The organism is Kitasatospora sp. NPDC028055 (assembly GCF_040637885.1).
Lineage (GTDB): Bacteria > Actinomycetota > Actinomycetes > Streptomycetales > Streptomycetaceae > Kitasatospora.
On the sequence record NZ_JBEZXE010000008.1, the window covers coordinates 119,658 to 133,201 of the forward strand.

The 13,544-nt window shown below is 72.0% G+C and carries 9 protein-coding genes; 4 read left to right on the forward strand and 5 right to left on the reverse strand.

Annotation, left to right across the window (positions count from 1 at the left end):
* Positions 1 to 124 precede the first annotated feature (124 nt).
* Complete coding sequence (locus AB0F71_RS12400) at positions 125 to 946, reverse strand: ABC transporter permease (protein WP_360231623.1); 822 nt, start codon at positions 944 to 946, stop codon at positions 125 to 127.
* Positions 943 to 1,872 (reverse strand): ABC transporter ATP-binding protein, encoded by a 930-nt coding sequence (locus AB0F71_RS12405; protein WP_360231626.1) that lies wholly within the window; start codon positions 1,870 to 1,872, stop codon positions 943 to 945. Before AB0F71_RS12405 ends, AB0F71_RS12400 begins: the two co-directional genes overlap by 4 nt.
* A gap of 302 nt (positions 1,873 to 2,174) precedes the next feature.
* Between AB0F71_RS12405 and AB0F71_RS12410 the strand changes: the two genes are divergently transcribed.
* The 3 genes from AB0F71_RS12410 to AB0F71_RS12420 all read left to right on the forward strand — a co-directional run bounded on the left by AB0F71_RS12410 (position 2,175) and on the right by AB0F71_RS12420 (position 5,436).
* Positions 2,175 to 3,719 (forward strand): MFS transporter, encoded by a 1,545-nt coding sequence (locus AB0F71_RS12410; protein WP_360231629.1) that lies wholly within the window; start codon positions 2,175 to 2,177, stop codon positions 3,717 to 3,719.
* Positions 3,720 to 3,825: 106 nt separating this feature from the next.
* Positions 3,826 to 4,215, forward strand: coding sequence for an SCO5389 family protein (locus AB0F71_RS12415; protein ID WP_360231632.1), 390 nt, complete (start codon positions 3,826 to 3,828; stop codon positions 4,213 to 4,215).
* Positions 4,216 to 4,404: 189 nt separating this feature from the next.
* Positions 4,405 to 5,436, forward strand: a complete 1,032-nt coding sequence (locus AB0F71_RS12420; protein ID WP_360231635.1) for an LLM class flavin-dependent oxidoreductase — start codon at positions 4,405 to 4,407, stop codon at positions 5,434 to 5,436.
* 118 nt (positions 5,437 to 5,554) lie between these two features.
* Here AB0F71_RS12420 and AB0F71_RS12425 read toward each other — a convergent pair whose 3' ends face one another.
* Entirely contained in the window at positions 5,555 to 8,089 is a 2,535-nt protein-coding gene (locus tag AB0F71_RS12425) for a collagenase (RefSeq protein ID WP_360231638.1), read from the reverse strand.
* Positions 8,090 to 8,419: 330 nt separating this feature from the next.
* Between AB0F71_RS12425 and AB0F71_RS12430 the strand changes: the two genes are divergently transcribed.
* A complete protein-coding gene (locus tag AB0F71_RS12430; RefSeq protein WP_360231641.1) occupies positions 8,420 to 11,032 on the forward strand; it encodes a collagenase in 2,613 nt (870 codons plus the stop codon).
* A gap of 105 nt (positions 11,033 to 11,137) precedes the next feature.
* Here the strand turns inward: AB0F71_RS12430 and AB0F71_RS12435 are convergent, their stop codons facing one another.
* Positions 11,138 to 12,157 carry a GDP-mannose 4,6-dehydratase gene (locus AB0F71_RS12435; protein ID WP_360231644.1) on the reverse strand — a complete coding sequence of 340 codons (1,020 nt, stop codon included), beginning with the start codon at positions 12,155 to 12,157 and terminating at the stop codon, positions 11,138 to 11,140.
* Entirely contained in the window at positions 12,154 to 13,404 is a 1,251-nt protein-coding gene (gene murG / locus AB0F71_RS12440; RefSeq protein ID WP_360231647.1) for an undecaprenyldiphospho-muramoylpentapeptide beta-N-acetylglucosaminyltransferase, read from the reverse strand. Before murG ends, AB0F71_RS12435 begins: the two co-directional genes overlap by 4 nt.
* Positions 13,405 to 13,544: the final 140 nt, after the last annotated feature.

The following is a 13,544-nucleotide window of genomic DNA, read 5'->3' on the forward strand; positions in this document are numbered from 1 at the left end:
CCCGTGCCCGGCGCTCACTGCGGGCGCTGGTGGTGCTGCCCGGGTTCCTCGGCGTGGGCGGCAAGGGCGGCGGCTCGGAGGCGGCGTTCCGCCTCCGAGCCGCCGTACGGCCGTACGCACGTCGTCAGGGCGCGAGGTCCCGGCGCAGCAGCAGCGGGACGGCGGCCCCGAGGCCCGCGATCCCGACGGCCGCGAGCACGGCGAACGACCCCCAGGCGAAACCGCCTCGGGCGAGCGCGTCCCCCGGGGTGTAGTAGTGGAACGGGCTCAGGTAGCGCAGCGCGGCGGCCGGCTGCCAGGCCAGGGCGATGAAGTTGACGGCGAACCCCACGGCTCCCAGGGCGATGGTGGCTCCGACGACCTGGGCCCGGTGTCGTACCGCGGCCGAGACGGCCACGGCCGGACCGGCCAGGCAGAGCGAGAACGCGCACCCCAGGACGCCGGCGGCGAGCACACCCCGCAGCGGGACCGCGTGGTGGAGGGCGGGGGAAAGGGCCACCCCGGCGCCGATCGTGAGCGTGGCGACCCCGTTGAGGGCCAACGAGACCACCAACACGGCCGCCACCCGCTCGCCCAGCAGCCGCAACCGCGAGATCGGACGGGCCATCAGCAGTTCCACGGTGCCGGACTCGATGTCGGCCGCGACGGCCGCGGCGGCCAGCGAGCCGATGGCCGTCAGCTGCATGGCGATCCAGAAGGGGTGCACCAGGCCGGCCCCCAGCATGCCGGGATAGCTCGCGATGGACACGCCCCCGGCCGAGCCCGAGAACGCCTTCAAGGCCTTCGGGACTCCTCCGCCCGCGCCACCGAAGAGCTGCACGGGCGGCACGGCGCGGACGACCACCACGATCAGGAGCTCGAACACGACCATGCCCACGGCCAGGAACGCCAGCATCCGGCGCCGCCGGTGGAGGGCCAGCCAGAACAGGGGGAACCGGGCTCTCACGGCCGTACCTCCTGCGCGTCGACGTCCTGCCGGTAGAGGTCGAGGAACGCCTCGTCCAGTCCGGCCTCCTCCACCGACAGGTCCGTCACCGGCAACTCGGCCAGCAGCCTTCCGAGTTCACCGACCAACTCCGCCGGGGAGATCAGCAGCTGCACCTCGGCGCCGCGCCACTGCGGCGACCACCGTTCCATCCCGGGCAGCTCCCGGGGGACCGGCCCGTCGCCCAGCACCAGCCGGACCCGTCGCGCGCGCTCCTCGCGCAGCTCCGACACCCTCCGTACCGCGACCAGCCGCCCTTCCCGGACGAGTGCGACCCGGCCGCAGGCCCGCTGCACCTCCGGCAGCACATGGCTGGAGAGGAGCACCGTGCGACCGGCGGCCGCCGCCTCCGTGAGCAGTTCGAAGAAGACCTCCTGCACCAGCGGGTCCAGGCCCTCGGTCGGCTCGTCCAGCACCAGCACCTCCGGGTCGTGCTGGAAGGCCTGGACCAGGCCCAGCTTCTGCTTCATCCCGCGCGAGTACCCCCGCACCGGCCGTGCCAGGTCGCCCGCCGTCAGCCCGAGGCGCTCGCACAGGGTGCCCCGGCGGGACGTCGGAGCCCCCTGGAGGTCCCCGAGCATCCGGAGCGTCTGCGCTCCGGTCAGCTCGGGGTACAGCCGAAGCTCCCCCGGCAGGTAGCCCAGCCGTGGCGCCAGCTCGCGGTGGTCTCCGACCGGATCCAGCCCGAGCACGGACACCCGCCCGGAACTCGGCCGGAGCAGACCCACCAGACACCGGATGGTGGTGGTCTTCCCGGCCCCGTTCGGGCCGAGGAACCCGAACACCTCACCGCGCTCCACGACGAGGTCGAGTCCGTCGACACCCACCTCGCGTCCGTAGAACTTGCTCAGCGCGGCCAGCTCGATCGCCGGCCCGTTACGGTCCATACCTGCCTCCCGCCCGTCCGACACCGTCGGCGGTCGTCGTGGTACCACCAGTGCACCGCATCTGCGGCGGCGGGAACAGGGTCCACCGGGTTCTCCGTCCTCGGCCACCGGCACCTCGGGGAGATGACCCGTCCCGGCGACGGGTGACAACCGCAGGCCCCACCTGCGCGTGCCGTCCGAAAACTGATGGTTGTCGGTAATGAACGGTTGTGTTCCCTATCGCCCGGCGCTACCGTCGGTAGTGGCGAACGAATCCGTCCCCCTGCCCCCGCGTTCGCCCCCGAGCCATTGGGGAACCTGCCATGGCGACCTCGCGTGCCCTGGCCACGGCTCCGCCCGCGACCGCACGTCGGGGCCAGCACCCAGGGATTGCCCTCACCGTCATCGCGGCCACCCAGCTGATGGTGGTCCTCGACATCACGATCGTGAACATCGCCCTGCCGCACATCCAGCAGGCCCTGAGCTTCTCCACGACCAACCTGTCCTGGGTGATCAACGCCTACACGCTGACCTTCGGCGGCCTGCTGCTGCTCGGCGGCCGCGCGGGCGACATCCTCGGGCGCCGGCGGGTGTTCATCGCCGGCGTGCTGCTGTTCAGCTTCGCCTCGCTGCTCGGCGGGGTCGCCCAGTCCTCGTCCTGGCTGCTGGCGGCCCGGGCGCTGCAGGGCGTGGGCGGGGCGATCGCCTCGCCGACGGCGCTGGCGCTGATCGCCACCAACTTCAAGGAGGGGCCGGAGCGCAACCGGGCCTTCGGCGTCTACTCCGCCGTGGCCGGTGCGGGCGGGGCCGTGGGGCTGCTGCTCGGCGGCATGCTGACCTCCTGGCTGTCCTGGCGGTGGGTGCTGTTCGTCAACGTGCCGATCGGCATCGCGATCGCCCTGCTGGCGCCGCTGTACATCAACGAGTCCGAACGCCACCCCGGGCACTTCGACCTGACCGGCGCGTTCACCGCCACGGCGGGCATGGTGTCCCTGGTGTACGGCTTCATCCGGGCCTCCGACCACGGCTGGACGGACTCCGTCACGCTCACCTCCTTCGGCCTCGCGGTGGTGCTGCTGTCGGCGTTCGTCGTCAACGAGCGGCGGGTCCCGCAGCCGATCACCCCGCTGCACCTGCTCCGCGACCGCAACCGCTCCGGCGCGTACGGGCTGATGCTGTGCGTGGCCGCGACGATGTTCAGCATCTTCTTCTTCATCACCCTGTTCGTGCAGGAGATCCTCGGGTTCAGCCCGCTGCGGGCCGGGTTCGCGTTCCTGCCGATCAGCGTGGCCATCGTCGGCGCCGCCCAGTTCGCGGCGCGCAGCCAGATCCGGTGGGGCCCGAAGCCGTTCCTGGTCGCCGGGTCGGTCCTGGTCCTCAGCGGGGTGTTCTGGGCGACCCGGATCGACCTCCACAGCACCTACGTCGGCGGGATCCTCGGACCGACGCTGCTGTTCGGCTTCGGGATGGGCTCGATCTTCGTCCCGGTGATGCTCACCGTCGTCTCGCACGTGGCCCCGCACGAGACCGGGGCGGCCACCGGCAGCCTCAACGCCATGCAGCAGGTGGGTGGTTCGCTCGGCCTCTCGATCCTGGTGACGGTGTACGGCACCGCCAGCCGCAACGAGGCCCGGCAGCAGGTCGGGGCGTTCCTGCGGCAGGCCACCCCGCAGCAGGCCCTCCAGTTCAGGGCGACCGGCAGGCTCCCGGCGCCGTACTCCTCGAACGTCCTGGTGCACGGCATCACCAGCGCCTTCCAGCTGGGCCTGGTCTTCGCGGCGCTGGCCGTCCTCATCGCGGTGTTCGTCATCAAGGTGCGTCCGGCGCCGGGGGCGCCGGGCGTCAGCCCTTCGGGGGGCGGTACTTGACAGGGCGTCGGGGCGTCCAGGACAGTCCTTAGCGCACATGGTTTTCATCTTCGTTAACCATTTCCCCGTGCGCGTCCCGAGCGCGCCCCCGCGAAAGAGGACCCCCATGTCGCTCGACGTCTCCCCCGCCCTGCTCGACCAGGCCCGCGCCGGCCACGTCGACCAGGCCGACTTCCTCGACACCGTCCGCACCTCGCTCCCGTACGCCTACCAGGTCGTCGCCGAGCTCAGCACCGAACTCTCGGACGGCGAAGCCGAGTTCACCACCGACAACACCACCCCCAGCGACGAGCAGCGGGCCCAGCTGCTGCGTGCCCTGGCCAGCAACGCCATCCGCGGCAGCCTGGAGGAGCACTTCGGCGTGAAGCTCGCCTTCGTCAACTGCCACCGCGTCGGCGCCTTCCGGCCCGGCTCCGAGGACAGCGCGGCGTACCGCGAGTTCACCTCGCTGCACAACCAGATCCGCAACCAGAGCCCGGAGCTGCGCAGCTGCTGACCCGGCGCGCGGCCGGGACGGGCGCCCACCCGGGAACGGGGGCGCCCGTTGCGCCCTGTTGCGCCGCGTTACGGCCCCTTGTCCGGATCCCACGCCGATCTTGTGGCACCGCGCGCGGTCTGCGTACGGTCGACGGGCACCTCCCGTCCGGCCCTCCGGGGCCGCCAGAACCCCCGCGGAGCCGCCACCATGCCGCCCTCCCCCCGCCCGCTGCGGAAACTCGGCTTCCTCACCATCGGCCTCTTCGACGAGGCGGACCCGCGCCGGGGCCACGAGTCCACCCTCGACCTGATCACCCTCGGCGAGCGGCTCGGCTTCGACAGCGCCTGGCTGCGCCACCGCCACCTCCAGTTCGGGATCTCCTCCCCGGTCGCCGTGCTCGCCGCCGCCACCCAGCGCACCAGCCGCATCCAGCTCGGCACCGCCGTCACCCCGCTCGGCTGGGAGAACCCGCTGCGGCTCGCCGAGGACCTCGCCACCGTCGACCTGCTCTCCGGAGGACGGCTCAACCCCGGGTTCAGCGTCGGCCCGCCCGTCCACTACGAGCACGTGCGCGGCGCGCTGTACCCCGACACCGGGGACCACGAGGACTTCTCCCCGGCCCGCGCCGAACGCTTCCTCGCCCTGGTCCGCGGTGAGGACGCCTCCGACTTCGCCGGCACCGAGGGCATCGAGGTGTACTCGCGGAAGGTCCAGCCGCACTCCCCCGGGCTCGCCGACCGGCTCTGGTACGGCGCCGGCAGCCTGCGCTCGGCCCGCTGGGCGGGCGGACAGGGGCTCAACCTGCTGACCAGCAGCGTGGTCAAGCCCGAACCCGGCGACGACGCACCGGACTTCGCCGCCATCCAGGCCGAGCAGATCCGCGCCTTCCGGGCCCACCACCCCGAAGGCGAGCACGCCCGGGTGTCCCAGGGCCTGGTGGTCGTCCCCACCGACAGCGCCACCCCCGAACAGCGCACCAGGTACCGGGCCTACGCGCTCTCCCGCACCCCGCGCACCCTCACCCCGCAGGGCCCTAACCGGCTGCTCTTCGCCCCCGACCTGGTCGGCAGCTCGGCCGAACTCGCCGAACGCCTGCACGCCCACGCCGGGTTCCGGGAGGTGGACGAGGTCGCCTTCGCGCTCCCGTTCGACTTCGAGCCCGAGGACTACACCCAGATCCTCACCGACCTCGCCACCCACCTCGGCCCCGCCCTCGGCTGGACCCCCCCTGCGGGATGACGCCGGATGACGACGGACGTCGGACGACGGACGACGGACGACGGACGACGGACGACGGACGACGGACGGTGGCCCGGAGCGGGTGCTCCGGGCCACCGTGCGGCGTGCGGCGTGCGGGTCAGTACTGGGTGGTGATGGTCACGCCGCTGAAGTCGGTCTGGGCGTAGAGGCTGATGTAGCGGTAGCCGGCCGTGGTGTTGGTGACGGTCAGGCTCTGGTTGGTGGTGCCGTTGGTGGTCGAGCCGGTGGTGTAGGCGTTCGGGGTGGCCCAGGTGTCGGGGTTGTAGAGCAGGTAGGCGGTGCCGGTGCCGCCGGAGCTGGACACCTTCAGGGTGGTGGTGCCGGCCGGCAGGTAGATGTAGTAGTACGCCAGGTTGCCGGCGGTGGCGGACTGGTTGGTGCGGGAGCAGTTCTTGTCCAGCACCCGGGCGTCGGCGGCGGTGCAGCCGCTGAGGCTGCCGACCGTGACGGACTGGGTGACGGTGTTGGTCTTCCCCTTGCCGTCGGTCACCGTGAGGCTGACGTTGTAGCTGCCGGCCGCGGTGTAGCTGTGGGCGGGGTTCCGGCTGGTGGAGGTGGCGCCGTCACCGAAGTTCCAGGCCCAGGAAGCGATGGAGCCGCCGGGCTCGGTCGACTGGTCGGTGAACTGGACGGCCAGGCCGGTCGGGGCGGCGCTGAACGCGGCGGTCGGGGCGCCGCCGACCTCGCAGGCGCCGGCGGCGCAGGCGTCCAGCCAGGTGTTGAACTCGGCGTCGTAGGCGGTGCCGATCGAGTTGTAGGTCGCGTAGCCGGCGGTGTAGTCCCCGGTGCGGAAGTGGCCCAGCATGTTCTGGATGACGTCCGGGTGCTTCTCGGCCATGAAGCGGACGGCCAGGTAGCCCCACGGGTAGGTGCGGGTGGTGTCGCTGTTGTCGTAGGTGTTCTGGAACAGCGTGCTGAGCGCGTAGGTGTGCTTGGGCGCCTCGGCCATCGCCCCGGTGTCGGTGACGTTCCGGTAGCTGTAGGACACGTACTCGGCGACGCCCTCGATCCACCAGACGTCCGGCACGGATATCTGCTGGTTGAAGGCGCCCTTCAGGTCGAGGCGGCCGTCGAGGGCGTGGGTGTACTCGTGGTTGAGGTTCCACACGCCCGCGGTAAAGCCGTCGTCGCCGTTCTGGTAGGTCAGCGAGAGCGGCTGGTTCCCGGGGGCGGTCGGGTCGCCGATCAGGGTGATGCCGCCGTTGTTGGTGCTGACGCCGTAGATGCCGCCCGCGTAGGTCTGGTAGTCCTGCGGGGAGGCGAAGACCACCAGCTGCAGCGAGTTCTCGTACTGGCCGGCGATCGGGCCGCTGTCCTTGACCAGCTTGTGGAAGAACGGGTCCTGGTTCTGCAGGCTGGCGCAGACGGCGGCCAGGTCGGCGGCGGTGAGGCTCTGCGCCAGGATGGTGTGGGTGGCGTCGCAGGTGTGGCTGACCGGCAGGGCGGCGGCCTTGAGCTGGTCCGGCAGGTTGCAGACGCCGTAGTACGAGCAGTTCGCCTTGTCGTAGAAGGCGGCCATCCCGGCGACGCCGACCCAGAGCGACGCGGTGGGGCCGGTGATCGAGGAGACGTCCATCAGGCCCTTGATCAGCGGGCGGACGGTGGAGACCAGGGCGGGGTGCTCGATGAACCGGGCCGTCTCCAGGCCGGCGTTGGAGACCAGGAAGGAGTTGGTACCGCCGAGCATGCTCCGGTGGTTGAGCGCGAAGCCGTCCAGGGTGCGGATGATGCTCGGGTCGGCGGTGGCGGCCGCGACGAAGTCGGCGTTCTGGTGGCCGCGGAAGAGCGGGGTGTACACGCTGTTCGCGAAGTTCACCATGTACCAGGACGCGTCCCACGAGCTGGTGTACGCGTTCAGCACCCGCTGGTAGGTGCCGAGGTAGTGGGCCTGGAGGTTGGCGCTGTCGCTGAGGATCATCGCCTGGCCCGCGACCTGGCCGTTGCCGTCGTTGACGTCCAGGAAGTGCGGGCTCGCCACCAGGGTGTCCAGCGCGGCCTGGACGGCGGCGGTGAGCGTCGCGTCGTAGCTGCCGACGTCGCCCGGGCGGTAGTACTGCACGTAGTAGCCGGCCTGGAGGAAGTAGACCAGCTGGTAGATCCCGGTGGAGTTGTCGCCGGTGTACGAGGCGGCGGCGCTCTTGAGCCCGTTGGCGGCCGCGAGCATCTGGCTCTGCTGGAACACCCCGTGGGCGTCACCGCCGGTGAGGCGGAAGAGCGAGCTGATGCAGTCGACGGACGAGCCCTGGATGAAGGCCGCCAGGGCGGAGCCGCTCCGGCCGCTGAAATCGGCGGGGGTGCAGGAGGTGGCGGTCGGGGCCTTGGCGAGCCTGGGGGCCGGGGCCTTGGGTGCGGCCGACTGCGGGGAGCGCGGCGGGAGTTGGGCGGGGGCGAGGCGGCCGGCCTGGGTCTGGGCGTGGGTGTCGAGGCCGAAGGCGGTGCCGGTGGGGGCCGTCCCGCCGGGGTGTGCGGACGGGGCGGCCTGGCCGGGGGCCTGACCGGCGGCCGGGCTCGCCTGGGCACCGGCCTGCACCGTGGGGGCGGCGAGGCTCGGGGCGGCGGCGAGGCCGGTGACGGCGGTGGTCGCGGCGGCGAGCACCGCGAGCGAACGGGGTAGCCGGAGTCGGTGACGCATCGTCACTCCTTGCTGGGGGGTGTGGGGGTGGGCCTCGGGCAGCTGCTGCGGAGGCCGTCGCCTGGCACCGTGCCACGGTTGCCGCACCACAATCAATAGGGTGTGACATGTCACTTTGATTCGTGCACCCGAGCTTCGGATGCGAAGCACAGGAGGCGGTGGAGCAGCCCACGGGGGCGGTCCGCGGGGCCCTGCACGGACCCTTGCGATGACATATAACCTGTGACATTGTTCTGACCCTGATTCCGGTGACAGGTCACACGTCAACTTCCCCTCCGCCTCGTGGCCGACGCCGCGTCACCTCCCCCACCTCAGGACAAGGACACCGCAGTGCGTCTGCGCCAATCCCTTCCGCTCCTGGTGGCCGCCGCCCTCGCCGGGCCCGCCACCCTGCTCCCGACCCCGGCCCTCGCCGCGTCCCCGGCGTCGGCCACCGCCACCGCCTCGGCCGCCGTTGCGGCCCCGGCGGCCGACGGCCGGGCCCCGGCCGCGCCGACACCGTTCGGCGCCGAGATCGCCGCCCCGTCCTCCTCCGAGGACCTGGGCCGCACCACCGCCCCGCTCCCGCCGGAGCTGCTCGGCCAGGCGCTCCAGCCGACCGGAACGGCCGTCCAGTCCGCCCAGGCCGGCCGGACCGTCCAGAATGCCCAGAACGCCCAGCACCCGAAGGCCGCCGCCACGGCCCAGCACGCGCTGACCGCCCCGGCGCCCGCCGCGGCCGGCTGCGCGGCCTCGGACTTCGGCGGCCGCAGCGGCGCCGACCTGGTCGCCTTCGTCCAGGCCTCGACCACGGACTGCGTCAAGACGCTGTTCAACGTCACCGGCACCGACGCGGCCAACGTCTTCAAGCAGTCCCAGATGCTCGCCGTCGCCAACGCCTTCCGGGCCCAGGCGGGGAAGTACACCGGCGACAACTCCGGCAACCTGCTGCAGCTGGTGCTCTTCCTACGCGCCGGCTACTACGTCCAGTCCAACAACGCGAGCACCGTCGGTCCGTACGACGCCACGCTCACCGCCGCCGTCCAGGCCGGCCTGGACGCCTTCTTCGCGACCGCGCACCGGACGGACGTCAGCGACGCCAACGGCACCGTGCTCAGCGAGGTGCTGGTCCTGACCGACAGCGCCAACATCCAGGCCCACTACCTGAACGTCTACCAGCAGGTCCTGAACGCCTACGGCAACGGCTACAACGCCTTCCCGAAGATGGTCAACGCCGTCAACTCGGTGCTGTGGGCGCCGCTGTGGCGGGCCAACTGGAACCCGGACTACGTCAGCGCCGTCTCCGCCGACCCGGGCGTGGTCACCACGCTGGCGAACTTCGCCCAGAACCACAAGGACCTGCTCACCACCCCCAACGCCTTCCTCGCCGTCAACGCGGGCAACGACCTGGCCCGCGCCGCCGGTGACGGCCCGGCCGTCGAGGCCGTCGCCAAACCGCTGATAAAGCGGGTGCTCGACAGCACCCCCATATCCGGCGCGGTCGGCAAGCTGTACGTGTACACCGCGTACAACGCCAACCGGTTCGACAACGCGCAGTGCTCCTACTACGGCACCTGCGACCTGCCCGGCAAGCTCACCGCCGCCGTGCTGCCCAACACCCTCGTCTGCGACAACCGCACCATCCGCACCGAGGACCTCACCGCCGCCGAGCTGGCCACCGTCTGCGCGAGCCTGCGCGGCGAGGACACCTTCTTCCACAACCTGGTCAAGGACAACGGCCCGATACCCGGCCAGTACGGCAAGACCATCACCCTCGCCGTCTTCGCCAACCGGGACGACTACCAGACGTACTCCTGGGCGATCTACAACAACTCCACCGACAACGGCGGCCAGACCGTCATGGACGTCACCGACCCCAACAACAAGCCCGTGTCGGTGATGTACAAGAAGTCGTACCTCGACGGCTTCCCGGCCAACGTGTGGAACCTCAACCATGAGTACACCCACTACCTCGACAACATCTACGACATGAAGGGCAACTTCGGCACCGAGATCTCCGTCCCGGACATCTGGTGGATCGAGGGCGTCGCGGAGTACGAGTCCTACGCCTACCGCGGCACCACCGACACCCAGGCGATGGCCGAGGCCGCCACGCACCGGTACAAGCTGAGCACCGTCCTCCAGAACACCTACGACAACTCGGACACGGTGCGCACCTACCCGTGGGGCTACCTGGCCGTCCGGTACATGGTCGAGAAGCACCCCGCCGACGTCCAGAACATGCTCGGCCACTTCCGCACCGGCGACTACCAGGGCGGCTACGCCGTCTACAACGGCCTCGGCACCTCCTACGACGCCGACTTCGACACCTGGCTGAACGCCTGCGCCGCCGGCGCCTGCTACGCGGACGGCCCGACCGCCCTCTTCGGCCAGTCCGTCAACGGCGCCACCGTCACCCTCACCGACAAGTCCGTGGAGACCAACTCCCCGGCCTCACTGGCCTCCTGGCACTGGACCTTCGGCGACGGCAGCAGCTCCGAGGACCGCAACCCGGTCCACACCTACGCGGCCGCCGGCACCTACACCGTCAACCTGACCGTCACCGACAGCGCCGGCAAGTCCGCCAGCACCCCGGCCTCGGTCACCGTCACCACCGGCGGCACCACCACCCTGCCGACCTGCACCGACCCGCGCACCGACGCCCTCGGCCAGAACTGCTCCCGGCCGGACCAGGCCCGCACCGCCGGGAACCTGGACTACTTCTACGTCTACCTGCCGGCCGGCACCAGCACCCTCAAGGTCTCCACCGCCGGCGGCACCGGCACGGCGGCCCTCTACTACAACGCCGACACCTGGGCCTCCCCCAGCGCCCACACCGCCGCCTCCACCAACCCCGGCACCACCCAGAGCCTCACCGTCACCAACCCGGCGGCCGGCTACCGGTACATCAGCCTGTACGCCACCACCGACTTCAGCGGCGTGACCGTCAGCACCCAGTTCTGAAACGCCACTTGAGCGAACGCCCGAGCGGCGCGTCCCCCACCGGGGGCGCGCCGCTCGGGCCGTGCGGGGCGGTGCTGGACCGTGCCGGTCGGTGCTGGACGGTGCTCAGACCGCGTAGCGCTTCGGGTCGAACAGGTGGAGGTGCTCGGCCACCCAGGCCGAGGTCTTGGCCAGCCCCTCCTCCAGCGGGACCTCCGGCCGCCAGCCCGACCAGCTACGGGCGCGGGAGTTGTCGGACAGCAGCCGGTGCACCTCGCTACCCGCCGGGCGCAGCCGGGCCGGGTCGACCGTGATCTCGACATCGGTACGGCCGGAGGCGGCGATCAGCGCACCCGCCAGGTCGCCGATCGAGACCTCGCGCCCGGTCCCGAGGTTCACCGCCTCGCCGACCGCGCGGTCGCAGTCGGCGAGGGCGAGGAAGCCCTCGGCGGTGTCGGTGACATAGGTGAAGTCCCGGGTCGGGGTCAGCGAGCCCATCCGCAACTCCCGGACCCCGGAGTGGAGTTGGGCGAGGATCGCGGGGATCACGGCGCGGGCGGACTGGCGCGGGCCGTAGGTGTTGAACGGCCGCACCACGGTGACCGGCAGTTCGAAGGCGTGGTGGAAGCTCAGCGCCATCATGTCGGCCCCGATCTTCGAGGCGGAGTACGGGGACTGGGGCTGCAGGGGGTGGTCCTCACCGATCGGCGCGCGCAGCGCTGTTCCGTAGACCTCGCTGGTCGAGGTGTGCAGGACTCGCCGCACGCCGTGCCGCCGCGCCGCCTCCAGCACGTTCTGGGTGCCGACGACGTTGGTGTGCACGTACGCGCCCGGGGAGTCGTAGCTGTACGGGATCCCGATCAGCGCCGCCAGGTGGAACACCGTGTCGCAGCCCGCCACGGCGTCCGAGACCCGGCCCGCGTCGCGGACGTCGCCGGCCAGCATCTCGACCTGGTCGCTGCCCAGGTGGGCAGCGAGGTAGCCGCGTTCGGCGTAGGGCTTGTAGTGGACCAGGGCGCGGACCCGGGCGCCGCGGGCGACCAGCAGGTCGACCAGGGTCGAGCCGATGAAGCCCTCGGCGCCGGTGACCAGGACGGTGCGGTCGGCCCAGGCGGCGGTGGCGCTGGTGGTGGTGGCGGCAGTCATTCGGCAAGCTCCGTTTCGATGGTGCGGATCGGGGTCGGAATCGGGTTCGGGGTCAGAAGCGGGGTCGCTATCGGGTTCGGCGTCGCGGCCAGGTTCGGCGTCGCGGCCGGGCCGTGGGAACGGCCGGCCAGGCGGCGGACCCAGTCGGCCAGCAGGTCGGCGGCCCGGGCGTGGGTCCCCCCGGGCGCGGCGGCGCCCATGGCGGCCAGCCGGGACGGGTCGGCCAGCAGCGGGTCGAGCACGGCGGCCAGGGAGTCCGCGTCGGTGTCGTCGTCGCGCAGGATCCGCGCCGCCCCCGCGTCGGCGAGCACCTTGGCGTTGTGGAACTGGTGGTCGCCGGGCGCGTGCGGGTACGGCACCAGGACGGCGGGCACCCGGACGGTAGCGAGTTCGGCCACGGTCGCCGCCCCGGCCCGGCAGACCACGACGTCGCTGGCGGCGTAGGCGAGGTCCATCCGGTCCAAGTACGGCACCGCCTCGGCGACGGCGCCCCCGCCGACGGCGGCGAGCCGCTGCCGGGTGTCGTCCAGGGCCTGCGGGCCGGTCTTGATCAGCAGCCGGACGTCCGTCCGACCACGCCAGCGTTCGGCCAGGCCGAGCGCGGCCTCGGTCAGCCGGCGCGCGCCGAGGCTGCCGCCGTTGAACAGCACCAGCCGCGCACCGGGCGGAACGCCCAGCCGGTGGCGGGCCCGCGCGCGCTCGGCCTGCCGGTCCAACCGGGCCACCGCTCCGGTGAGCGGCATGCCGACGGTGACCGCCCGCTGCCGGCGCGCCTTCGGCAGGTGCTCCCTGGTCTCGTCGAAGGCGAGCGCGATCTGCGGGGTGAGGCGGGCAGCGAAGGCGTTGGCCCGCCCCGGCACGGCGTTCGACTCGTGGATCAGGCTGGGCAGTCCGGCCATCCGGGCGGCCAGCACGGCCGGCGCGGAGGCGTACCCGCCCATCCCCACCACGACCTGCGCCCGCTGGTCCTCGACCGCGCGCTGCGCCTGCTTGGCGGCGCGGACCAGGTCCGCCGGCAGCAGGTAGCGCCGGGCACCGAGCGAGGGGTCGAAGGGGATCATGTCGACGGTGTGCAGCCGGTAGCCCGCCTCGGGGATCAGCCGGGTCTCCAGGCCCCGGGTGGTACCCACGAAGGAGATCACGGCGTCGGGGTCGGCCCTCCGCAGGGCCTCCGCCAAGGCCAGGCCCGGGTAGATGTGGCCGCCGGTGCCGCCGGCACCGATCACGACCGAGAGTGGTGTGTCCATGGCTCACCACCGTGGCGGGCCGGCCTAAGAGGGCTTTAAGAGAATGCGGGCCTTCGCCCGCTATCTTTCGGTATGCCCGGAACGGCCCGTGCGCATGGAACGGCCGCGAGCACGGCACGGCCCGCGCGCACGGAACGGGC